This window comes from Paraburkholderia unamae, from assembly GCF_003096875.1.
Lineage (GTDB): Bacteria > Pseudomonadota > Gammaproteobacteria > Burkholderiales > Burkholderiaceae > Paraburkholderia > Paraburkholderia unamae.
This window is the reverse complement of sequence record NZ_QEOB01000024.1, coordinates 75834-99804: the sequence shown is the minus strand read 5'-3', so window position 1 is coordinate 99804 and position 23971 is coordinate 75834. Positions and strand designations below refer to the sequence as shown.

Below are 23971 nucleotides of genomic sequence, written 5' to 3'. Positions count from 1 at the left end.
CGGAGTGCGGTGCCATTCATCGCATCGCGATCACAGTCATTGTGTAAATCCTGCATCAATGAACCACGACCATCTTCGCATCCTTCTTGAGATCGCCCGGCACGGCAATTTCTCGGGCGTCGCCAAACAACGCAACATGGACCCGTCGTCGATCTCGCGCGTGGTGCGAACGGTGGAGAGCGAGCTGGGCGTGCGCCTCTTTCATCGCACGACGCGGCATGTCACGCTCACCGAAGCCGGTGCTGCGTATCTGACCCAGGTGTCCGACCTTCTCGATGCCATCGACGCGGCGGGAGACCGGATCAAGGAACTCGGCACGAACGTGGGCGGCATGCTGAGAGTCACGGCGTCGGTCGCGTTCGGGCAAGCTTGCCTTGTGCCGCTGTTGCCCGAATTCCTCGAATCCTGGCCGGATATTCAACTTGAGCTGATTCTCGCAGATGCGAACCTCGACATCGTGGCCGAGCGCATCGACCTGGCATTGCGGTTGAGTCCGCGCATGGACAGGAACTTCGTGCGCGTGAAGTGGTTCGACTCGGCGTACAAGGTTTGCGCCAGCCCGCATTACCTCGCCAGTCACGGCCCCATTCGCTCGCCTGCCGATTTGAGCCACCACCCGTGCGTGCTTTTCGGACTACCCAATCCGCAGGCAGACTGGTTGCTGCGCGACAGCGCCGGGAACGTCGTGCACGTGAGCATCAAACCCCGCGTATGCGTTTCCAATGGGCTCGCGCAACGCGAGCTTGCGCTTGCGGGCACGGGGCCCGCGCTGCTGCCGGCCTGGCTGGCTGCAACCGACCTCGCGGCCGGCCGGCTGGTCGACCTGTTGCCGGATCACACGGCGACGCCGAGCGACTTCGATGGTGCAGCGTGGTTGCTGTACCCCAATCGAACGCTGCTTCCGGCAAAGACGCGCGCGCTTGTCGACTTCCTGAAAAGCCGGGCCAGGCCCGAGTGGAGTCACATCAGCCCTAAAAGGAATCTTTCCTCGCGTGGCTAGCGCAACGGCCCGATTCTTGAATTTGAATCGAAAATGATTCCCGGCAGCGTGAGCTTATCAGCGGCGCGAATCCGTTCTATCGTAGGCGGCAATCATGAATCACCGCCGATACGTATGAAGACTACCCTTGACGAGATGATGGCGTTCGTAACGATAGCGGACGTGGGCTCGCTCACCGGCGCTGCGGACCGGCTCGCTCAACCGACCTCGGTGATGAGCCGTGTGCTGCGCCGCCTGGAAGAGAAGCTCGACACGACGCTGATCCGGCGGACGACTCGCCGGCTCGAATTGACCGAAGAAGGACGGGTGTTTCTCGAACACGCCCGAGGCATTATCGCTTCCGTGGAGCTTGCCGAAGAGCAGATCGTGCTGAAGCGCGACGCGCTCGCCGGAAAATTGCGGGTGAATGCCGCAGCACCCTTCATGCAGCACGTGATCGTGCCGCTCATGCCGGGCTTTCACGAAACGTGGCCGGACATCGATCTCGAACTGCATACGAGCGACGAGATTATCGACTTGCTGGAGCATCGCACGGACATCGCGGTGCGCATTGGCGAGTTGCGCGATTCCACGCTGCATGCGCGCAGGCTCGGCAGCAGTCGCCTGCGTATCCTCGCGAGCCCGGCTTACCTCGCGAAGAAAGGCACGCCGAAGACCGTTGACGACCTCGAATCGCATACGTTGTTGGGATTTTCGCAACCGGAAGTCCTGAATCAGTGGCCGTTGCGTTCGGCGCATGGCGACTCCTTGCGCATTCGGCCTGCGTTGCAGGCTTCGAGCGGCGAGACTTTGCTCGCACTCGCAACGAATGGCGCAGGCATCGTTTGCCTCGCCGACTTCATGACCGGTGCGCATCGCCGCAACGGCGATCTCGTGGAGGTGCTCGCCGGGGAGACCGTGGAATTTCTTCAGCCGATTCATGCGGTGTACTACCGGAATACGACCTTGTCGCTGCGTATCCTGAGTTTCCTCGATTACGTCAGCGCGCAATTGAAACAAGCGGACGATATTTGCTGAAACCATTCACCCGCAATCTATGTAGCGCCGCATTCGCGATCAACGAATGCGGCGCTTTCGTTTGTATTTTCAATCGCGCGAGCGTTGCGGGCCGATCACTGACCGAGCACGCTGACCAGCCTCACCTGGCTGCGCAACGTTTCGGTTTGCGCCTGCACCATGGCGTCTTCGGCGAGAAGCACGGAGCGTTGTGCGTCGAGCGTGTCGATAAAGGCCGACTCGCCGCTGCGCCACGAACGGTTGATCTGCTCATAGGCGGCGCGCGCGCTCGATGTCGCGCGCGCCAGGCGTTGTGCACGGCTCTGGTCCCGGTCGGTCGCGGCCATCGATGTTTCGACATCGGTCACGGCGGCAAGCACGGTTGCGCGGTACGCATCGAGCGCCTGTTGCGCTTGCGCGCGGCGCAATGCGACGACGCTGCGCCGCAGCCCGCCGTCGAAGATCGGCGCGCTCGCGCTGGCGCCCGCCATCCAGGCAATCGAACGGGCGAACGTGACGCCTGAGAAGCCGTCGATTGCCAAGCCGATTACGCCGAGCAACTGGAGTTGCGGCTTCAGATCCGCCTCGGCCACGCCGATACGCGCATAAGCGGCAACGACGCGCGCCTGGGCGGCGCGCACGTCCGGGCGGCGGCTCAGCACGTCCGCCGGTGTGCCGACGCCGGATACGGGCGGCGTCCACGCGGGCATCGGCGCGGGCGGATCAAGTTGCGCGTAGATGTCCTGCGGCGTGGAGGCGGTGATGATCGACAGCCGATGGATCGCTGTTTGCCGCTGTAGCTCCAGTGCGGGCAACTCGGCGAGCGTCGTTTCGGTCTGCGCCGTGGCCCGGTCGACGTCGGCGGCCGGAACCACGCCCGCATCGAACATGCGGCGCGTGGATTGTTCGGTATTGCGCTGGCTCAGCGCATTTTCCTGAACGATGTCGATGCGCTGTTCGAGTCCGCGCACGTTCACGTAGGTCAGCACGGTTTCTTCGATGGTCGCGATACGCACGGCCAGGGCCTCGTTGCCGGCCGATACGACATCGGCGTTTGCCGCCGATACACCCTGGCGCACGCGTCCGAACAGATCGGGCTCCCAGGCAAGGGTGGCGTTGAGCCCGAATGCATTGCCGGTCGTCGGCGTGTCGGTCGGGAATGCCTGGGATGCCGAAAGCCGCTGGCGCGATGCGCCCGCGTTCAGATCGAGCGACGGAAACCACTGCGAGGCCGTGCCGGCCTGGACCGCGCGCGCAGCGTCGATGCGTGCGACGGCGGCTTGCAGATCCAGGTTGTTGGCGAGCGCGGTGTCGACCAGCCGGTCGAGGATCGGATCGTGAAAACCGCGCCACCAGTCGGTGAGATCGGGAATGGGGCCGCTGGGTGCGAGCGCTTCGTTTGCATAGGCCGTGGCGAGCGGTGGCGGCGTGACGGCCGCGACCGGCGCGTTCGAGCACGCGGCGAGGCTGCCCACGGCCGTGACGGTGATGAGAGCGGCAAGGAGCCGACGGACGTTCATTGGGTAATCTCCACTGCCACCTCTGCGCTGCGCGATTTGCGGGTCGCGAAGCGGCGGACCATGACATAGAACACGGGGGTAAAGAGCAGGCCAAACGTCGTCACGCCGATCATGCCGAAGAAGACCGCCGCGCCCACGGCCTGGCGCATTTCGGCGCCCGCGCCTTCGGAAATGACAAGCGGCAGCACACCAAGAATGAAGGCGAGCGACGTCATCACAATCGGGCGCAGACGCTGCACGCACGCTTCGACCACTGCCTCGATCAGTTCCTTGCCTTCGGCTTCGAGTTGTCTCGCCACCTCCACGATCAGGATCGCGTTTTTCGCGGCGAGCCCGATGAGCACGATGAAGCCGATCTGCGTGAGGATGTTCACGTCCTGGCCTAGTGCCTTCACGCCGAGCGAGGCCGCGAGCAGGCACATCGGCACAATCAGCAGGATCGAGACGGGCAGGCTCCAGCTACCGTACTGCGCAGCCAGCACGAGATAGACGAGCAGCACGCACAGCGGGAACACCAGCAGTCCGGCGTTGCCTGCGGTGGTCTGCTGATACGACAGGTCGGTCCATTCGAAGGCGATGCCCGGCGGCAGGACCTGCTTCGCCAGCGTTTCCATCGTTTGGATCGCGTAGCCCGAGCCGAGGCCCGGCAGCGTGTCGCCATTGATCTCGGTGGCCGGATAGAGGTTGTAGCGCGGCACGCGATCCACGCCGAGCGTGTTGCTGATGCGCGTCACATTGCCGATCGGCACCATCTCGCCGTCGCGGTTGCGAACCTTCAGGCGTGCGAAGTCGTCGGCGGTGACGCGAAACGGCAGATCGGCTTGCGCGGTGACACGATAGGTGCGGCCGACGATATTGAAGTCGTTGATATAGGCCGAGCCGAAGTACAGATTAACGGCGTCGTTGATCTCCTGGCTCGATACGCCGAGCATTTCCGCTTTCTCGCGGTCGAGCGCGGCGAATACCTGCGGACTCGTTGCCGAGTACGGCGTATAGACGCCCACCATGCCGGGTGTCTTGTTGGCCGCGGCCACGAGATCGGCGGTTGCCTTCGCGAGCGTCGCTGTGCCGAGGCTGTTGCGGTCTTCCAGCCGCATGGCGAAGCCCCCCGTGCTGCCAAGGCCTTGCACGGGCGGGGGCATGGCGACCACGATCGACGCTTCGGTCACGGCGGCGAGGCGCTTGCGCATTTCGTCAGCAATCCTGTCGATGGTCAGGCCATGCTTCTTGCGCTCCGGCCACGGCTCGAACACCGGGAACAAGCCGGCGTCGTTGGCCGAGTTCGTGCCGGTTGCCGCATTGACGCCCGAGAAAACGGGCACGCGCGCCACGCCCGGCACGGAGAGCGCAATGTCCTCGATCTTGCGGGCCACCGCGCTCGTGCGTTCGAGCGTCGCGCCATCGGGCAGGTGGACGAGCACGACCAGATAGCCGCGATCCTGCGCGGGAATGAACCCCTTGGGGCTGGAGACGAGCAGCCAGGCCGTCGCGCCGATCAGCACGACGTAGAGCACCGACATCAGGGGAATGACGTTGACGATACGTCGCACGAGTGCGCCGTAAGCGTCGGAAAGACGCTGAAACAAGCGGTTGAATCCGTGCGCGAAACGCTGGACATAGTGCGCCACGGGCGCGAGCACACCGCCTTGGCCGGCCGCGTGCGTACCGCCATGCGCCTTGAGGATCGTCGCGGAGAGGGCGGGCGCGAGCGTGATCGACGTGAAGAACGAGATCGCGGTCGATACGGCGATCGTGACGCCGAATTGCCGGAAGAACTGGCCGGAGATGCCCGGAATGAACGAGGTGGGAATGAACACCGCGCACAGCACCAGGGTGATCGCGAAGAGCGCGCCTCCCACCTCGCGCATCGTGGCGAGCGTGGCGTCACGTGGGCCGGAGCCCGAGGCGAGATGGCGCTCGACGTTCTCCACCACCACGATCGCATTGTCCACGACGATCCCCACGGCCAGCACGAGGCCGAACAGCGTGAGGTTGTTGATGGAATAACCCAGCAGCGCCATGACCGCGAAGGTGCCGACGAGCGAGACAGGTATCGACAGAATCGGAATGATCGACGGACGCCAGCCTTGGAGAAATAGCAGCACGACGAACACGACGAGCACCACCGCTTCATAGATGGTCTTGACCAGTTCGTGAATGCTGTCGCCGATGAACGCAGTCGGGTTGTAGCCGATGTTGTAGACGATGCCCTTGGGGAAGTCCTTGCCCAGCGCGGCCATTTTCTTTTCGACGGCGGCCATCGTCGCGACCGCATTGGCGCCGGGCTGCTGGAGCACCTGCAAGGCGACGGTCGGATGACGCAACATGTAGCTGTCTGTCGAGTAGTTGAGCGCGCCGACCTCGACGCGTGCGACGTCTTTCAGGCGCACGAGGCGGCCGTCCTGCCCCTGCTTGATGACGATGTCGCTGAAATCTTCGGGACGCTTGAGGCGGCCTTCGAAGATCAGGTTGGGCTGGAACGCCTGATTCGTGATCGGCGCCTGTGCGACCACGCCGCCTGCGAGCTGGGTGTTTTGCGCGCGCACGGCCGCGATCACGTCGCCGGGGCTCAGGTCGAACGACGCGGCACGCTCCGGGTCGAGCCAGATGCGCATGGCGTATTCGCGTGCGCCCAGCGGATTGATGTCGCCTACGCCGTCGATGCGCTTGAGCGCGTCCGCCACGTTGCGGATGGCGTAGTTCGACACATAGAGCGGGTCGTAGCTGTTGTCGGGCGAATAGATGAAGATGGTGCCGAGCTGCGTGGGCGACGACTTGCGCACCGATACGCCGCTGCGCTGCACGGCTTCGGGCAGGCGCGGCGTGGCGAGCGCCACGCGGTTCTGCACGAGCACCTGCGCCTTGTCGACGTCGGTGCCGGGCTTGAACGTCACCGTGATGTTCAGGCCGCCATCCGAGGTCGCCTGGCTGTACATGTAGAGCATGTCTTCCACGCCGTTGACTTCGAGTTCGATCGGCGTCGAGACGGTATCGGAAACGGTCTCGGCGGAAGCGCCCGGATAGCTCGCCTGGATGACGACGGTGGGCGGCGCGATCTCCGGATATTCGGAAACCACCAGAGAAAAATACGCGAGCGCGCCCGCGATCGTGATGACGATCGACAGCACGATGGCGAGCACGGGCTGCTGGACGGACAGACGGCCGAGGTTCATTGCGAATCCTCCTGCGCGCCGCTCGCGGCCACGGGTGCCTGGCGTGCTTCGATGGGACGCGCGATAGGCTTGACCTTGTCGCCGACACGCACGCGCTGGAAGCCGTCGACGATGACCGCGTCGCCCGCTTGCAGCCCGGAGGCGACTTCACGCAGGTTGCCGAAGAGGCGTCCGGGAACGACAGGGCGCACGGCCACCTTGTCGTTGCCGTCCACCAGATAGAGAACTCGCCGCGTGGCGTCGGTGGCGACGGCCGAGTCCGGCACGAGCAAGGCGGGGTGCGCCGCGCTGCTCGAGAGGTACACGCGGCCGAACTGCCCTGGGTTGAGCCGGCTATCCGGGTTCGCTATGCGCGCGCGTTCGCGCAGCGTCCCCGTCGAGTTGTCGAGGCGGTTGTCGGTGAAATCCAGCCGGCCGCGCAGGGAAGGCTGCGTCTCGCCGGGTAGCGCGATCCCGACGTCGAGGGACACGGCATTGCCTTGGCCCTTCGCGGCTTCGCGCGTATAGCGCAGGTAGCTTTGCTCGTCGATGTCGAAATAAAAGTCGATCGGGTCCTGCGAAACAATGGTCGTGAGCACGGTGGCGTCGCTGTCGCCGCCCTTCACGAGATTGCCCTCGCTCACCCGTTTGCGGCTGATGCGGCCGGACATCGGCGCGACGATACGCGTGAACGAGAGGTCGAGTTGCGCGCGCTCCAGTGCGCCTTGCGCGCTCGTGACTTCGGCCTGTGCGCTGCGTACCGCTTCCCGGCGCTGGTCGTAAAGGCTTTGCGCGATGGTGTCGGTCTTGATCAGCACGCTGGCGCGATCGAACTCCTGCTGGCTCAGCGCGAGCTGCGAGCGCGCGCGCTCCATCGCGCCTTGCGCGGCGGTGACCGACGCCTGATACGGACGCGGATCGATCACGAACAGCAGATCCCCTTTGTTGACGAGCGCGCCGTCGCGGAACGCGACTTTCTCCAGGTAGCCGCTCACGCGCGGGCGCACGTCAACGGTGTCGATCGCTTCGAAGCGGCCGGCGTAGACATCGACATCCTTCACGTTCTGAACGACGGGACGGCTGACCACGACGCTTGGCGGTGCGGGCGGAGCCTGCTCGTCCGGATGGCAGGCGGACAGCGCCAGACATGCCGCGAGCGGGAGGGCGGCCAGGGCGAGCGCCTTGGGCAAGACGATTTTTTCCGGGAGGACTTTCATGTTGATGCGCGCTTGATGAATGGTTCGGCAATGGCCGGATGGTGCGCAGTATCGGTTTTGAAGCCCGGCGTATAAAGCCGCGTGGCGGCATAAGAATATGTACGCCTGAGTCACGAATCTCGCGGTATGGCGGCCGTGCGTCGGCGCGCAAGCGAGGAGACTCGATGCACGTGAAAGGAGAGCGACGAAACACGGCCTGACATGTCAGGCCGTGTTTGAGAGGGACTTCAGTTGGGGCTCCGAAGTGTATTTCGGATAGCTTACTTATAGAACTTGTTTTAGTCCCACTGCGCGGCGAGACCTTCAGGGCTCACTTCGCGGCCGTTGCGTTCGAGCGCGGCGATCTGCGCCATCTCTTCGTCGTCCAGTTCCAGCGTTTGCGCGAGCAGATTGCTGGCGAGATTTTCGCGCTTGGTCGAAGAGGGAATGACGGAGTAGCCCAGGCGCAGCGCCCACGCGAGCGTGACCTGGGCGGGCGTGGCGTTGCGACGTTCGGCGATGGCGCGAATGACCGGGTCGCCGAGCACCTTGCCGTAGGCAAGCGTCATGTACGACGTCACGTGAATGCCTTCCTGCTGGAGGTAGCTCACGAGCTTGCGGCTCTGCAAATACGGGCTCAGTTCGATCTGGTTGGTCGCGACATTCTCCTTGCCGACAACGGCGATGGCCTGCTTCGTCAGTTCGATATTGAAGTTGGACACGCCGATCTGCTTCGTGAGGCCCTGCGACTTCGCCTCCGCGAGCGCGCTCATGAATTCTTCGAGCGACACGCCGTTGTTCGGCGCGGGCCAGTGAATGAGCGTGAGGTCGACTTCGTCGGTGCGCAGCTTTTTGAGGCTGTCCTTGAGGCTCGGCACCAGCTTTTCGCGGGCGTAGTTGTCCACCCAGATCTTGGTGGTGAGGAAAAGATCCTTGCGCGCGACGCCGGAAGCGGCGATCGCTTCGCCCACCTCGGCTTCGTTGCCGTAGATCTGCGCGGTGTCGATCGCGCGGTAGCCGACTTCGAGACCGTTGCGCACCGAATCGATGACGACCTGGCCTTGCAGGCGGAACGTGCCGAGGCCGAATGCGGGAATAGTGCTCATGAGTTTTCTCTCTGAGGGTGATGGAAAGAAACGCAACCGGAAGCGTTATGCCGATTGCTCAGTCGTGGTCTGATGGAAATGCGGAAGCACCTCGCTCGCGATTTCGGCGAACGTTTCGTCGAGCGGCCGGCGGTTGCGCCGGAAATGCAGGGCGATGTGATCGACGCCCACGTTGCGCAGCGCATCGAGCTCGTCGATGAGCGCGCGGCGCCCGGTGCGTGCGCCGAAACGATGGCGCTGCAACGGTTCGTCGGGATCTTCGGCGAGGTCGAGATGGATGAAGCTGACATACGGCTTCGCGCCGGCAACCTCCCGCCATGCGGCAGCGCGGCGCTGGTGGTCCGCGGGCGCGCCGGGGTAGGCAAGGCATCCGTCCATGTTGCTGCCGAGCCATTGCGGCGTTTGTTGCGCGAGACCGGCCGCAAAGAGGGGCAGCGGCGTGCGCGGCTGCGGCAGCACTTCGAGGCCCGGGGGCAGATAGCCGCGCGCGCCGCTGCGCAGCAGCGCAATCTGCTCACGAAAGTTCGCGCCTCGGGATTCGAAGTCGCGGCCGAACAACGGGTATTCCACCGGGCGATCGCCGGTCGCGACGCCAAGCAACAGGCGGCCCCGGCTCAGTTCCTGGATCGAGGCGGCCGACTTCAGCGTAAGGAGCGGCTCGCGCAGCGGCAACACCACGGCCGCCGTGCCGAGCAGAATGTGGCGCGTGATCCCCGCGAGGTAGCCGAGATAGGAAAATGCTTCGAACACCTGAGCAGCGTCGCCGAACGAAGGGTCGTAGAGCGGCACGTCGCGGACCCAGAGCGCGCGAAAGCCGAGCGTATCCGCGAGTTGCGCGAGTTCCGCGTGCACGGCCAGATCGGGCACGCCGGGGCGGCGTCCGTCGTGCTGGCGCTTTGCATCGCCGGCCGGCGACCAGTCGTGGTCGAGCGGCAGTTCGATGCCGATGCTGAAGCCGCCGCCGGTCAGTTTTTCGAGGGAAGTGGACATGATCGGCTCGCGTTCAGGGTTGCGCGCGCAGGCTGCCTTCGAGACGGTAGAAGTCGAGCGAAGGGGCGGTAAAGAACGATCGCGACGTACCGGCCGCGAAGTCGTCGATGTGCACGACGGTTGCGCGGCTGGCTTCCTGCCACGAAATCGCGTAGGTCTCGCCTGCGATGTGCTGCCAGGTATAAGCGACTTCGCCTTTCGCGCCCGTGAAATCGCCTTCGACGATTTCGTAGCGCATGTGCATGCCGTCTTCTGCATAGGCGTTGATCGCCGTGAGGCCGTCGTAACGAACTTCAAAGGTCTTGCCCGCGAACGGAGGGCGTCGGGTCGGTGCGTTCATGCTCATGGGTTCCTGCTGACAGGTTTCTGTGAAAGAGGAGGAAGCGGTTCAGTGCGCGGCTTCCACGGGCTCGGCCGTGCGCTCGGGCAGACCTTCGCGGCGGTCGAGACGGCCGCTCAGCGCGGTGAGGGCGAAGGCGCCGAGCGTGACGGCGGCGGCGATCCAGGGCGTGTGGCCGAGACCGATATGCGCGACGATCAGCCCGCCGAGCGACGAGCCGCCCGCCACGCCGAGGTTGAACGCGGCGATATTGAAGCCCGATGCGACATCGGCGGATTCGGGGGCGAAATGACGCGCCTGCTTGACGACATACACCTGCAAGCCCGGCACGTTGCCGAACGCGACCGCGCCCCAGCACAGCATGGTGATCACGGCGAGCCACGGGGTGTGGATCGTGAACGTGAGAGCGAACAGCACGGCGGCGAGCAGCAGGAAGATGCGCTTGAGCGCCTTCACCGGGCCCACGCGGTCGGCGAGCTTGCCGCCCCACACATTGCCGGCCGCGACGGACACGCCATAGGCGACGAGCACGATGCTGACCTCGGAAGGCGTGAAGCCCGTAATCTGCTCGAGCAATGGCGCCATGAACGTGAAGGCGATGAGCGAGCCGCCGTAACCCACCGCGGTCATGGCATAGACCAGCGCGAGACGCGGCTCCGCGAGCACGCGAAATTGCTTGAGCAGACCGGCAGGTCGCGTATGCGCGAGGTGGCGCGGCACGAAGGCCACGGCCCCGAGAAACGCGATCAGGCCAAACAGGGCGACGACGAAGAACGTGGCTCGCCAGCCGAAGTGCTGGCCGATAAAGGTGCCGAGCGGAATGCCCGCGACGAAGGCGACCGTCATGCCGCTGAACATGGTGGCGATCGCGCTGGCGGCCTTGTCCTTGGGCACGAGCGTCGTTGCGATGATCGTGCCTACGGAGAAGAACACGCCGTGGGCGAGACCGGTGAGTATGCGCGCGACGATCAACGATTCGTAACTGGGCGCGCGCCAGGCGACGAGGTTGCCGATGGTGAAAAGCGCCATCAGCCCCGCGAGCAGGAGCTTGCGCGGCATCCGCCCGGTCAGGGCGGTGAGCAAGGGCGCGCCGACTGCGACGCTCAGTGCGTAAAGGCTCACGAGGAGGCCCGCCGAGGGCAGGCTGATGCCGAGGTCGGACGAAATCGTCGGTATCAGGCCGACGATCACGAACTCGGTCGTGCCGATGGCGAACGCGCTGATGGTGAGCGCGAGGAGGGCGAGGGGCATGGTTTGCGGTCCTGGCTTCGATGAAGACGGGACGGAGTGTGCGCCCTTTACTTTTGATTAAAAACTCGTCTATTCGTCAAATTGTTTTGATTTGAAGTCAAGAATGCCGCGCGCGGCGCACGCTTCGGCGGCGCGCGCGCGGCCTTTCGGCGGGCGGCACGGCGGGCAAGGGTGGAGATCACCGGTTTACGCCCTCGGCGGAGTGTGCAAGTATCCCTCGCAGCGCGTAGCGCCGTTACGCTTGCTCTCTTGCGAGGGACAGAATGGACTGGAGGTTCTGGAAGACGGAAAAGCGCCCCGAGGAGGCGCGCAACTGGCCCACCGATACGCATGAATCGATACGGCAACTCCTCGCCATGTATCAGAATGTGGGAGCCGCGCCGTTTGCAAACTGGGCCGCACCCGGCATTGCTTTCACGCCCGAGGTCGAAGCGATCGCCCAAAACGGGGTCAAGGGCTACCAGCTCGCGCTCTGGTTCTGGCTGTTCGCCGAGAAGCACGGCACCATCGCCGCGCGCATGGCGCGGGAAACATTCTGTCTGCTTGCCGATGCGGCCCAGCCCGCGTCGGGCGACGCCATCGACGCGCTCCTCGACACGGAAAACCGCCTGGCGCGCTCGGTCGAGGCGATTTCGGCCGAACAGCGCACCTTCAGGCAGGAAGGCCTGCTGGTGGAACTGCCCATGGAATTCTTTCTGGCCACAGGCACGCTCAGGTTCAGGCCCGACTCACCTTACGCGGGCAGCGCAGACGCCTCCCTGCAAGGCAATGACTACAAGCTGGCGGACTGCTTTCGCCACGCCACGGACGAGGCGTTGTCTCTTTTCCGGCCGATGATAGAGGCGGTCGAGTTCAACGCGAAATCGCTGCCCAACTGGAAATGGAGCGTGCGGCCGGGCGCGGCCGAACGCCATCTCCAGCGGCGTTACAACAATCCGCTGTTCCCGCTGCATCGGCAGATGGTGACGGCGCACGACGTTCATGAAGCGCGCCTTGCCGACAATCAGGCGCTTCAGGATGTGCGCAACGAACTCAACGAGGTGAGCCGCGCGTTCTTCGAAAAGCCGGAGCTGCCGTTGAACTGGCTGCCGTACCTCGAAGGCTATCGGGATCATCTGGACAGGCTCGATGAACGCCGACTCGCGGCAGGCGGGCAGAACGCCGCGCTCGGCGACGCCATGGCGGCGCTGCGTGCCGATATCCTGGCGACGTGGCGCGGCGAGATCCAGAACAGCCGGCAGAGCCTCGCCACGCTCGACCAGGACGAAACGCGAAGGGCCGAACGGCGCACGCTGCTGTACGGATGCGACTGGACCGCTCAACTGCTCAGTCATGGCTCCCTGATACCGCCGGAGGAAGTCGTTCCCGCCTTGCTGAGCGAATCGCCGGCCGAGCTGGAGAAGGCGGTGGCCGGCTTGCAGGCGGAACCGCGCTTGCACGAGATGCTGGCGCACTGCCGGGCTGCCGCTCATCGGCTCGTGAGCGAGCTTCGCGCGGCAGGCCACAGCGCGCCCGACGTGGCCGAGAAGCTTCAGATCCTGGAGCGCACCCAGGGCGGTGCGTTGGGGGAGCCGCAGGCCTGACGTGTGTCACGGGCATGCGGCTTATGACCCGCTTCAGGCCCGCTTCAGGCCCGCTTCAGGCCCGCTTCAGGTCTTCAGGCGGTAACCGGTCTTGAAGATCCAGGCGGTGATGCCGAGGAACAGGGCGAGAAAGGCGGCCGTCATGCCGAGGCTCACGCCGACGTTTACGTCCGCGAGCCCGTAGAAGCTCCAGCGAAAACCGCTGATGAGGTAGACGATCGGGTTGAACAGCGTGATCACGCGCCAGGCCGGCGGCAGCATGTCGATCGAGTAGAAGCTGCCGCCAAGGAACGTGAGCGGCGTGATGATGAGGAGCGGCACGATTTGCAGCTTCTCGAAGTTGTCCGCCCAGATGCCGATGATGAAGCCGAGCAGGCTGAACGTGATGGCCGTGAGCAGCAGGAACAGCACCATCCACAACGGATGCTGGATCTGGATCGGCACGAACAGCGCCGCCGTCGCGAGGATGATGACCCCGAGCAGCACCGACTTGGTCGCCGCCGCGCCGACATAGCTGATGACGATTTCGAAGTAGGACACGGGCGCCGACAGCAGTTCGTAGATCGTGCCCGTGAAGCGCGGAAAGTAGATGCCGAATGACGCGTTCGAGATGCTTTGCGACAGCAGCGACAGCATGATCAGGCCAGGCACGATGAACGCGCCGTAGCTCACGCCGTTCACCTCCTGGATGCGCGAACCGATCGCGGAGCCGAACACGATGAAGTAGAGCGAAGTCGAGATCACCGGCGCGACGATGCTCTGCATCAGCGTGCGCCGCGTGCGCGCCATTTCGAAGCGGTAGATGGCGCGAATTGCGTAGACGTTCATCGGTTGCTCACCTGTCCTTTCCGTTTTCCGCGACCGACGGCGCGGCTGATCGCGCAGCGGCTGCCGGGTCTTTGCTGACGAGACTCACGAAAATGTCCTCGAGCGAACTCTGCTTCGTTTGCAGGTCGCTGAAGCCAATGCCGGCCTCGCTCAGGCTCTTGAGCAGCGCGATGATGTCGTTGCGTTCGTTTTCGGCGTCGTAGGTGTAGGTCAGCTCGGCGCCGCCGTCGGCCAGTTCCAGGCGCCAGTTGTCGAGCGCCGCCGGAATCGCGCTCAACGGCGTTTCGAGTTGCAACGTCAACTGCTTGCGGCCGAGCTTGCGCATGAGCGCGTCCTTGTGCTCGACGAGCATGATTTCGCCCGCGTTGATGACGCCGATGCGGTCGGCCATTTCTTCCGCTTCGTCGATGTAGTGCGTCGTCAGGATGATCGTCACGCCGTTTGCCTTGAGCCCGCGCACGAGTTCCCACATGTCGCGGCGCAGCTCCACGTCCACGCCCGCGGTCGGCTCGTCCAGAAACAGGACCTGCGGTTCGTGCGCGAGCGCCTTCGCAATCAGCACGCGGCGCTTCATGCCGCCGGACAAGGTGATGATCTTGTTGTTGCGCTTCTCCCACAGCGAGAGGTCGCGCAGCACGCGTTCGACATAGGCGGGGTTGGCGGGCTTGCCGAACAGGCCGCGGCTGAACGAGACGGTGGCCCAGACCGTTTCGAACGCGTCCGTTGTCAGTTCCTGAGGCACGAGGCCGATCAGCGAGCGCGCGGCGCGATAGTCGGTGACGATATCGTGACCGGCCACGCGCACACTGCCTTCGCTCGCGTTGACGATGCCGCAGATGATGCTGATCAGCGTGGTCTTGCCGGCGCCATTCGGGCCCAGCAGCGCGAAAATCTCGCCGCGCTGGATGTCCAGGCTGATGCGCGTGAGCGCGCGGAATCCCGATGCATAGACTTTCGAGAGATTCTCGACGGATAGGATCGTTTGCATGTGCGTGACATTACCAGAAACGGGGGCAAGGCAGGGGGGGCGGCCTCTCAGAGGCAGGGATGGGCGCGTGTCGATGGGGGATCGACGGCCGGCAGACGCGAGGGCGGCCGTGTTCGACCCTGTGGGGAGGGTCGGGCCGCCGCTCGGGGGGGGCGACTAGCTCAGCGTGGCGAAGGCCGCGGGCGTGAAATCGGCAATCGTATCCACGCGATTATTGCGAATCTTGTCCAGCCACGCAGGGTCCTGAAGCAACGGACGGCCGACTGCGACCAGGTCGAATTCGTCGCGCTCCAGTCGCGCCAGCATGTCGTCCAGCGAAGTCGCTTGCGCGTTCTTGCCCGCCATCGACTCGTAGACGTCACCGATCAGGCCAACGGAGCCCACCGTGATGGCGGTGACGCCGGTGAGCTTCTTCGCCCAGCCCGCCAGATTCAATTGCGCATCGAACTCGGGGAAGGCCGCTTGCGAGAATCGCTGTTGGGAGAGATGGAACGCATCCGCACCGGCATCGACGAGCGCGCCGAGCCACGTTTCGAGCACTTGAGGCGTGGGCGCGAGGCGCGCATTGAAATCCTTGGGCTTCCATTGCGACAGGCGAAGAATGACGGGAAAGCCGGGGCTCACCACGGCGCGAATCGCTTGCAGGATCTCGATCGCAAAGCGCGAGCGATCGAGCAGTGTCGAACCGCCATAGCGGTCGCTGCGCTGATTCAAATCCTCGGAGAAAAACTGGTTGATCAGGTAGTTGTGCGCACCGTGCAATTCGATGCCGTCGAAACCGGTTCTTTCGGCGTCGGCCGCCGCGCGCGCGAAGGCGTCGATGGTCGCCGCCACCTCGGCATCGCTCATCGGGCGGCCTGCCGGCTGGCCCGTCAAGGCAAGACCCGAAGGACTCTCGTAGGGCGCGGGTGGCGTCCAGTCGGCACCCAGCATCGAGCGTTTCTGCCCCACGTGTATCAGTTGCGGCGCGATACGTCCGCCCGCTGCGTGGACCTCGTCGACGATCGTTTTCCAGCTTGCCAGCGCCGCCTCACCATGAAGCTGCGGCATGTCCGGCTCGTTGCGCGCGGCAGGGCGGCCGATGCCCGCGGCCTCCGTGATGATGAGACCCACGCCGTGCCCGGCGCGGCGGCGGTAATAGGCGGCCGTTTCGGCGGTGGGCACGCCGGCCGGCGACAAGGACCGTGTCATCGGCGCCATGACCACGCGGTTCGGCAAATCGAGTGTATTCAGACGATAAGGACGAAATAGAACGTCCAGGTTGGGCTGTGTCGTTTTCGTGCCTGCTGCCATTCGGTATTCTCCGTGATGATCGAGCCCGTCGATCTGTTTCGCTGCGAGTTCGGGCTCGAAGCCATTGGCCTGAAACGAATGGTATACGCTGGCTATCTACGGTCAATTACGCACCGCGAAGTGCGTAGGTATACTCGAGGATACCGGCATGGCGCGTGAAACCGGCGCCGTGCTCTTTGCGCACGGCGCCTTCCATGGCTCGGCTAGCCAGGCGTCGCCTGCCGGATCGCTCCGGATTCCGGGTTATTCGGACTCCTGATTCTGCTCGCCGCGAAAATGCCGGCAACCACGCAGAACGCGATGAAGTACCAGCCGTTCGTGTAGTTCTTGTGGCCGAGTGCATCCACCGTAACCAGCGCGGCGAAAATCTTGGCCGAGAATGCCGCCACGAAATAACCGGCGCCGTTCACGAATCCCATTGCCTTGCCGTACACCTCGGGCGAGAAAATCTCGGCGGGCAGCGCAAGGAACGGCCCCCATGCCATATTGCCGAAGAAGCCCATGCCGCAGAGCGCAACGGCGAGCAGCGCGTGGCTCGCATGCTGGAGCGTGCCGAGCATCACGACGAACGGCGCGAGACCGATAAAGCACACGAGAATCATGATCTTGCGGTTGCCGTTGAATACCTTGTCCGACATATACGACGAAATGAAACTGCCGATCGCGCCCGCCGCGAAATAAAGGCCGCTCCACCAGCCCATGGTTTGCAGCTTGAATCCGAAAGCGTCGGAGAGATAAAGCGGAATCCAGGTCAGCGCGCCATAAAGCGTGATCTGCATGACGATATCGACGAACACCACTGCCACATACGTCTGGTTCTTGAACAGATCGAGAAAGCGAACGCCGCCGTTCTTGAGGATCACGCTTTGCGCCTGCGCGTATTGACCGCGTTTCAGGGTGCCCGCCTCGATTTCGTCGCGATACGCGTACTCCAGATCGGCCTCGGTCGCATGCCGGTATTGCTCGGGGCGATCGAACACGAGCAGCACGATCATGAGCAGCGGCACGACGCCCAGCGCGCCCGTCACGAAGAACACAATGCGCCAGCTATTGGCGTGAGCGGCGAATTGCGTGGCCAGCACGCTCGCCCATGCGGGCGTGAGAATCCAGGCCCATGCGAGCAGCGATTGCGCGCGGGCGCGGCCTTCCTTGTTGAACCAGCGCATCAGCACGCGCGCGGACGGCACGTATTCGGTGCCGACCAGTACGCCGAAGATGGCCATTCGCCACAAGTATTCCTCTCGCGTCTGGATCAGGCCCATGAACATCGTCATGACTGACCATGCGATCACCGAAAAGATCAGCATTTTCTTCGCGCCGAAGCGGTCGGTGAGCAGCCCCGACACGTATTGCGAAGGACCGTAGAACAGCAGCATCAGGAACGCGCCCGTACCGATGTCGGCCGTGCTGAGCCCGAGGTCGTGGGCGATGGCGGGGTTGAGCACACTGCTTTTCACGCGATCGAGGTACTGGATGCTGTACGCGACGAATAGAACGATCGCGATGATCCAGCGGTAGGCCACGCGTTGCTTCATCTGAGTCTCCTGGTTGAACCGGTGTTGTATCTTTCTAGTATGTCAGCGGCATGTTGACAGAGTATCGGTCGTATATATAAAGTGTCAACCACGGATTTCGACGTGGAGGGGACATGAATCAGGGTGGAATCGCGGTCGTGGACGACCGCGCAATGGAAACGCTGGACGCCGATGTGTTCGTGGCGGGCGGCGGCGCGGCGGGCCTCGCGGCGGCCGTGACCGCCGCGCGGCAGGGCTTGCGCGTGGTGCTTGCCGAGCGCTACGGATTCTGCGGCGGCGGCGCCGTGGCCGGACTGTCGGGCACGGTTTGCGGGCTTTACGAGGCGACCGATTCCGGTGTGGGGCCGAATCAGGTCGTGCATGGTTTCGTCGATGACTTCATCGCGCGGATGAATGCGCGCAACGGCCTGGGCGCGCCGGTCAAATACGGCAAGACGTGGACGCTCGTGCACGACCCGCTGGTATGGCGCGAAGTCGCCGACGGCATGCTGCGGGAGGCGGGCGTCACCGTCATCTACCACGCGCTCGTCACGGAGGTGCTCAAGGAGGGCGAAGCGATTCGCGGCGCGCAGCTCTATACGAAGCAGGGCAAGGTGCGCGTGCTCGCGCCCGTGACGATCGACGCGAGCGGCGACGCCGATCTCGTGACGATGGCGGGGTGGCGCACCGTTGTCGGCGACCACGGCCGCGTGCAGAACCCGACGATGATCTTCCGGCTCGGGGGTGTGGACGTCGCAAGATTTCTCGCCGCGCATGGCGAGGACACCATCATGCCGCCCGCCGTTTCCGCGCAGATCGCGCAGGCGAACGAAGCGGGCTACCGCTTGCCGCGCGCCAAGATCTGGATGTTCCCGACGCCGCAGCCCAACGAGTTGTTGTGCAACTGCACGCGCGTGACGGGCGCCGACGGCCGCGAGCTCAATCCCGTGATTCACCGCGATTTCACCGAGGCGGAATTCGAAGGCCGCCGCCAGGTGCGCGACTATGCGCGCTTTTTCCGCGAACATCTGAGCGGCTGCGAAGCGAGCTTCGTGATCGATACCGGCATGCAGGTGGGCGTGCGGCAAACGCGTCAGGCGGCGGGCGTGAGCACGCTGCGCAATGCGGATATTCTCGCGGGCAGCAAGTTTCGCGACGGCATCGCGCGATCGCCGTGGCCCATCGAACTGCATAGCGGCAGCAAGCCGCGCGTGGAGTGGCTGCTCAACGACTACTACGAGGTTCCGTTCGGCTGCTTCGTGCCGGAGGCGGGCGAGAACCTGCTCGTGGCCGGACGCTGCCTGTCGGCCGAGCACGAGGCGGTGGCTTCGGCGCGCGTGACCGCCCAGTGCTTTTCGTACGGCCACGCCATTGGCCATGCCGCGACGCTCGCGGTGAAGGAACGTATCGACGTGCGCCGTATCGACGGCGCCGATGTCCGCCTGCAACTGAATCGCGACGGCGCCCAACTCGATAATTAAGTGATACTTGAGTCATAACTAAGGATTCCAGATGAACAAGCCGAAACTTCGCAGCCAATTCACGCCGGGCACCACGCGCTGGGCCGTGCGCCGCGCGCAGTGGCTCGCCATGGGCCTCTCCGAAGAGGACTTCGACAAGCCGAAGATCGCGATCGTCAATTCGTCGAGCAAACTTTCGGTCTGCTACCAGCATCTCGACGGCGTCTCGCAGGTCGTGCAGGACGCCGTGCGCGCCGCAGGCGGCGTGCCGCTCGAAATCCGCACGGTAGCACCCTCGGACTTCGTGACGAGCGCGGGCAAGCAGGGCCGCTATCTGATGCCCACGCGCGATCTGCTCGTCAACGACGTCGAAGTGCAGGTCGAAGGCGCCGAGCTCGACGGCATGGTGCTGCTCGCGTCGTGCGACAAGACCACGCCCGCGCAGTTGATGGCGGCGGGACGCCTGAACGTGCCCTCGCTCATCGTGACGTGCGGCTTTCAGCTCGGTTCGCAATGCGGCGACCATCACGTGGACATCGAGGAGGTCTACAAGTCGGTGGGCGCGTACAAGGCGCGCATGATCACGCTCGAAACGCTCACCGACATGACGTGCCACGCGATCAAGGGGCCCGGCGTGTGCGCGGGCCTGGCCACGGCCAACTCCATGCATTGCATGGCCGAAGCGCTTGGCATGGCGCTCACGGGCAACGCGCCGATCCGCGCCGGCAGCGACGAACTCAACGGCTACGCGGCGCGCGCGGGCGAGGCGATCATGGCGCTCGTCGAACAGGATCTGCGGCCGCGCCAGATCATGACGGCCGCCGCGTTTCGCAACGCCGTGCGCACGGCGGTTGCGATCGGCGCATCGGTCAACGTGATGCGCCACCTGATCGCGGCGGCGATCGAGAGCGAATGCGACGTCGACATCATTCGCGAATTCGAACTTGCCGCCGATATCGTTCCGCAGATCACGCAGGTGCGCCCGAACGGCCCGGACCGTATCGAGGACTTCGCGGCGGCGGGCGGTTGCGCGGGGGCGATGACGCAACTCGCCAGCGTGCTCGACACGTCGGTGCTGACCGTCACGGGCAAGACGCTCGCCGACAATCTCGCTGGCCGGCCCGCGCCGGACGAGCGCGTGATTGCGCCGCTCGCGCAACCCATGCGCGCGGAGCCGGGCCTCGTCGTCATTCGCGGCAACGTCGCGCCCGACGGCGCGGTCGTCAAGCTCTCGGCGGTGCCGGCCAGCGTGCGGCGCTTCATCGGCCCGGCAATCGTGTTCGAAAACGAAAACGACGCGATCAACGCGATCGAGCAAGGTAAAATCGCACGAGGCTCGGTCGTCGTGCTGCGCATGCTCGGTCCGAAGGGCGGCCCCGGCACGGTGTTCGCCGCGAGCTTCATGGCGGCGCTGGTGGGTGCGGGGCTTGGCGAGTACGTCGCGGTCGTGACCGACGGCGAACTGTCCGGGTTGAACAGCGGCATCACGATCGGTCAGGTCATGCCCGAAGCGGCCGAAGGCGGCCCGCTCGCGGCGATCGAGGCCGGCGACACGATCGTGATCGACCTGAACCGCAAAACGATCGATCTGGAGTTGCCGCAGGCGCAGCTTGAGGAACGGATCGCCCGATTGCCTGCGCTCCCGCCCACGCACGAGAAGGGCTGGCTCGCGATGTACCGGCAACTGGTGCAGCCGCTTTCGAAGGGCGCCGTGCTGGGCGAACGAGGCTGAGCGTGCTTGAATGAGCAAGCACTGCCGAATGTAATTGACTGGATGTAGCTATGAATGGACCCAATCCGCTTCCTTCTCCCGATGCTTCGGCAGAGCAGACGCTTGCCGATCAGGCTTACTCGCAGATCGAGGAGCGGATTGCCACGTTGAGCCTGCGTCCGGGGCAGATCGTGTCCGAGAACGGCTTGTCGAAGCTGCTCGGACTCGGCCGCACGCCGGTGCGCGAAGCATTGCAGCAGCTTTCGCGCGAAGGTCTCGTCGTCATCATGCCGAAGCTCGGCATCATGGTCTCGGAAATCGACGTGCGCAAGCAGTTGCGCCTGCTCGAAGTGCGCCGCGAGGTCGAGCGCTTGCTGGTGGGCGCGGCGGCGAAGAATGCCACGCCCGCCCAGCGAACGCAGTTCGGATTGCTGGCCGACCTCATGACGACGGCCGGGAAGGCGAACGAAGGCGTGGAGTTCCTCGCCTACGACCGGCAATTCAACAAGCTCCTGCTCGATAGCGCCAACAACGAGTACGGCACGTCCACCATGAAGCTGATGTACGGGTTGTCGCGCCGCTTCTGGTACGCGCACTATCAGCGCTTCGCCAATCTCGCCCAAACGGCGTCGCTTCACGCCGACATCGCGACCGCGATCGCCGCGGGCAACGTCGAAGCGGCGAGAGACGGGCTGGACAACCTGATCGACAACGTCGAAATGTTTACCCGCGCCACGCTGGAGGCGTGAGATGCCTCGCGCGAGCCGGGTTCTCCGCCCGGCGCGCGCCTGATCCGCTCAATCCCGAACGCAGCGAAAGCCCGCATAAACATACTGGTAGCGCGGTTGAAACCAGTTGCGAAACGTCGGCCGCAACATGCATTGCGCCGTGCGCGGCGAGCCGCCTTTCATTGCGTAGTGCTGGCCGTCGAAAAAGTTGGCCGAATAGCCTTCGTAGAACGGGAAGGCCTTGAACCCCGGTAGCGGTGCGAAGAGCGTCGAAGTCCATTCCCAGCCGTTGCCGTACAGTCCCTCGACACCCCAGGTGCTGGCGCTGTCCGGCGTCGCGTCCACGGCCACCGGGTTCCAGTCGCGGAAGTCGAAGTTGTCGGTCGGGCCCGGCAGCGCGCCGTGCGCCGCGCGCTGCCATTGCGCCTCGCTCGGCAGTTTCGCGCCGCGCCAGCGCGCAAAGGCGCTCGCTTCGGCATGGCTCACATACACGGGCCAGGCAAGCGGCAGCGGGATGTCGTCGAACATCGTGCGCAGTCGCCAGCCCACGGCGTCGCGCGACCAGAAAACGGGGTGCGCGACCTGTGTGCTGTCCTTCCATGCCCAGTCGGCGTCGTTCCAGAGGTCGCGCCTGCGGTAGCCGCCGTCCTCCACGAACTCGAGAAACGCGCCGTTCGTGACCATGTAGCGGTCGATCTCGAACGCGGGCACGTCCACCTGCTGCTCGCCGAATTCGTTGTCCCAGCCGAACACGCCGCGCTCGGCGGTCATGCCGAGTTCCGTGCGGCCCGCGGGCACCGGCACCATGCCGGGCTCGACGGCGTAAAGGTGATCGGCGTGCAGGCGTGGCGCGTCGGGCGCGCGCTTCTGCGCGAACGGCAGCTGATGGAGCATGTAGGCGAGCGTCTCGACGTGCATCAGGCGATGCTCGATGGCGACGTTCAGCAATTGGCCCACCGTGTCGTGATTCGGCGTCTCGGGCGGCAGGTCGAGGGCCGCGAGCCGCTCGTCGATGTGGTCGCGCACCTCGCGTCCGTACCCGTGGACTTCCGCGAGCGCGGGCCAGTCGGCGGGCATGTCGGTCGGCAACCCGCCATCCACGGGATCGATGCCGAATGCGAACAACTGGTCGAGGCGCTGATCGGGCGAGGGCAGATCGAACAAGCGCTTGTCGAAGAGGTTACGGTCGAACGCCTCCAGGTGGCCGATATAGAACACGATGCGGTGACGCTCGCGAATCGGCCGCTCGTACAGGAACTCGGGCTTGACGACGTCGAAAAGCGCGTCGCTCGCGGCGCGCGCCTGGGCGAGGCGAGCGGCGAGCGTGGGTTGTTGCGGGAGAGGCATTTCGGCGATTCTCCTTGCCAGGGCGTAATACGAAACTCTATCCCTGCGCAGGAGTTGTGCCAACGGAAAAGCCGCGCTGGCGAGGCGCGGCTTATGTGGGGCCTGGGGGCGCTGCTGCGGGCGGACCCGGCGGGCCAGCCGGGGCGCGCCCGGATTACAGGTGGCGCAGACCTTCGAGGTCGATGATGCGGATCAGCTTGCCCTGTGCGTCGATCAGGCCGCGCTTTTGAAATCTTGACAGGGTACGGCTTACCGTTTCGAGCGTCATGCCAAGATAGCTGCCCATGTCCTCGCGCGTCATGCGCAGGTTGAATTCCGCGTGCGAATAGCCGCGCTGGCCGTTGCGTTCGGAAACGTCGAGCAGGAATGCGGCCACGCGCTCGTCGGCGGAGAGCGAACCGAGCACCATCATTTGCGACGACTCGCGAATGAGCTGTTCGCTCATGAGGCGGTGCAGCCGGTCCTGCATGGCGCCGGTTTCGCGGCACATGTGCTTGAGCGCCGAGTAGGGGATGATGCAGACCGAGCTGTCTTCGAGCGCGATGGCGCTGCACGTGTGAGCGCCGGTGCTGATGCCGTCGAGGCCGAGCGGGTCGCCCGCGAGCCGCAGGCCGGTGACCTGCTCGCGGCCGTCACGGTGCGCCATGACGGTCTTGAGCGAGCCCGAGCGCGCGACGTAGAGGTTGTCGAACGGGTCGCCGGCGCGGTACACGGCCTCGCCGCGCCGCACGCTGCGCGCGGAGCAGATCAGCGCTTCGAGTTTGGGCAGATCGTCGAGCGTGAGGCCCTGCGGCATGCACAGGTGGCGCATGGCGCAGACCGAACAGCGTGTGGTCGTGCGCGGCGTCGCCACGGGCGTACGGCTGCTGCGGCGCACGGTGGAGTGGGAAACGACAGTAGGGTTCAGCATCGACAATGCTCCTTTGATCTGTGTCTAAGCATTGTCTACCGGGGTCGAATCTCGAATT

General features: G+C 64.6%; 19 protein-coding genes. 6 read left to right on the top strand and 13 right to left on the bottom strand.

The genetic code is table 11. The features are described from left to right. Positions 1–58 precede the first annotated feature (58 nt). Positions 59–1000: a LysR family transcriptional regulator gene (locus tag C7402_RS36800; RefSeq protein ID WP_116614065.1), complete on the top strand. Its 942-nt coding sequence runs from the start codon at positions 59–61 to the stop codon at positions 998–1000. 114 nt (positions 1001–1114) lie between these two features. Continuing rightward, positions 1115–2017: a LysR substrate-binding domain-containing protein gene (locus C7402_RS36795; RefSeq protein ID WP_112175867.1), complete on the top strand. Its 903-nt coding sequence runs from the start codon at positions 1115–1117 to the stop codon at positions 2015–2017. A 95-nt stretch (positions 2018–2112) separates the two neighbouring features. On the opposite strand, the gene C7402_RS36790 is transcribed toward C7402_RS36795, so the two are convergent. The 7 genes from C7402_RS36790 to C7402_RS36760 all read right to left on the bottom strand — a co-directional run bounded on the left by C7402_RS36790 (position 2113) and on the right by C7402_RS36760 (position 11551). After that, positions 2113–3516, bottom strand: a complete 1404-nt coding sequence (locus C7402_RS36790) for an efflux transporter outer membrane subunit (RefSeq protein WP_116614064.1) — start codon at positions 3514–3516, stop codon at positions 2113–2115. Then, entirely contained in the window at positions 3513–6689 is a 3177-nt protein-coding gene (locus tag C7402_RS36785) for an efflux RND transporter permease subunit (protein WP_116614063.1), read from the bottom strand. The genes C7402_RS36790 and C7402_RS36785 overlap by 4 nt, the downstream gene beginning before the upstream one ends. Next, a complete protein-coding gene (locus C7402_RS36780; protein ID WP_116614062.1) occupies positions 6686–7885 on the bottom strand; it encodes an efflux RND transporter periplasmic adaptor subunit in 1200 nt (399 codons plus the stop codon). Before C7402_RS36780 ends, C7402_RS36785 begins: the two co-directional genes overlap by 4 nt. A 278-nt stretch (positions 7886–8163) precedes the next feature. Further along, entirely contained in the window at positions 8164–8970 is an 807-nt protein-coding gene (gene dkgB, locus C7402_RS36775) for a 2,5-didehydrogluconate reductase DkgB (protein ID WP_116614061.1), read from the bottom strand. Positions 8971–9015: 45 nt separating this feature from the next. Next, positions 9016–9960, bottom strand: a complete 945-nt coding sequence (locus tag C7402_RS36770; protein WP_116614060.1) for an LLM class oxidoreductase — start codon at positions 9958–9960, stop codon at positions 9016–9018. Between the two features lie 13 nt (positions 9961–9973). Then, positions 9974–10300, bottom strand: a complete 327-nt coding sequence (locus C7402_RS36765; protein WP_112175877.1) for a MoaF-related domain-containing protein — start codon at positions 10298–10300, stop codon at positions 9974–9976. 48 nt (positions 10301–10348) lie between these two features. Continuing rightward, positions 10349–11551, bottom strand: coding sequence for an MFS transporter (locus C7402_RS36760; RefSeq protein WP_112175879.1), 1203 nt, complete (start codon positions 11549–11551; stop codon positions 10349–10351). Positions 11552–11814: 263 nt separating this feature from the next. Here C7402_RS36760 and C7402_RS36755 point away from each other — a divergent pair, with 263 nt between their 5' ends. Then, on the top strand, positions 11815–13134 hold the full coding sequence (locus C7402_RS36755) for a tryptophan leader peptide (protein ID WP_116614059.1): 1320 nt from the start codon (positions 11815–11817) through the stop codon (positions 13132–13134). Positions 13135–13200: 66 nt separating this feature from the next. Here the strand turns inward: C7402_RS36755 and C7402_RS36750 are convergent, their stop codons facing one another. From C7402_RS36750 to C7402_RS36735, 4 genes are all read right to left on the bottom strand, one after another. After that, the gene (locus C7402_RS36750) at positions 13201–13962 is read right to left on the bottom strand and encodes an ABC transporter permease (RefSeq protein ID WP_112175883.1); all 762 of its coding nucleotides are present in this window, start codon (positions 13960–13962) and stop codon (positions 13201–13203) included. A gap of 7 nt (positions 13963–13969) precedes the next feature. Beyond that, positions 13970–14950: an ABC transporter ATP-binding protein gene (locus C7402_RS36745; protein WP_116614058.1), complete on the bottom strand. Its 981-nt coding sequence runs from the start codon at positions 14948–14950 to the stop codon at positions 13970–13972. A 156-nt stretch (positions 14951–15106) separates the two neighbouring features. Beyond that, a complete protein-coding gene (locus tag C7402_RS36740) occupies positions 15107–16243 on the bottom strand; it encodes an NADH:flavin oxidoreductase (RefSeq protein ID WP_116614057.1) in 1137 nt (378 codons plus the stop codon). Between the two features lie 203 nt (positions 16244–16446). Then, positions 16447–17778, bottom strand: a complete 1332-nt coding sequence (locus C7402_RS36735; protein WP_112175889.1) for an MFS transporter — start codon at positions 17776–17778, stop codon at positions 16447–16449. A 113-nt stretch (positions 17779–17891) separates the two neighbouring features. Here C7402_RS36735 and C7402_RS36730 point away from each other — a divergent pair, with 113 nt between their 5' ends. From C7402_RS36730 to C7402_RS36720, 3 genes are read left to right on the top strand one after another with little or no spacing between them, the layout of a single operon-like run. Then, positions 17892–19238 (top strand): FAD-dependent oxidoreductase, encoded by a 1347-nt coding sequence (locus C7402_RS36730; protein WP_116614056.1) that lies wholly within the window; start codon positions 17892–17894, stop codon positions 19236–19238. Positions 19239–19269: 31 nt separating this feature from the next. Then, positions 19270–20949, top strand: a complete 1680-nt coding sequence (gene ilvD / locus C7402_RS36725) for a dihydroxy-acid dehydratase (RefSeq protein WP_165842087.1) — start codon at positions 19270–19272, stop codon at positions 20947–20949. A gap of 50 nt (positions 20950–20999) precedes the next feature. After that, complete coding sequence (locus C7402_RS36720; protein WP_112175892.1) at positions 21000–21677, top strand: GntR family transcriptional regulator; 678 nt, start codon at positions 21000–21002, stop codon at positions 21675–21677. Positions 21678–21725: 48 nt separating this feature from the next. On the opposite strand, the gene C7402_RS36715 is transcribed toward C7402_RS36720, so the two are convergent. Both C7402_RS36715 and C7402_RS36710 read right to left on the bottom strand, forming a co-directional pair. Next, positions 21726–23003: an SUMF1/EgtB/PvdO family nonheme iron enzyme gene (locus C7402_RS36715; RefSeq protein WP_116614055.1), complete on the bottom strand. Its 1278-nt coding sequence runs from the start codon at positions 23001–23003 to the stop codon at positions 21726–21728. Positions 23004–23157: 154 nt separating this feature from the next. Further along, the gene (locus C7402_RS36710) at positions 23158–23913 is read right to left on the bottom strand and encodes a helix-turn-helix domain-containing protein (protein ID WP_112175896.1); all 756 of its coding nucleotides are present in this window, start codon (positions 23911–23913) and stop codon (positions 23158–23160) included. Positions 23914–23971 lie beyond the last annotated feature (58 nt).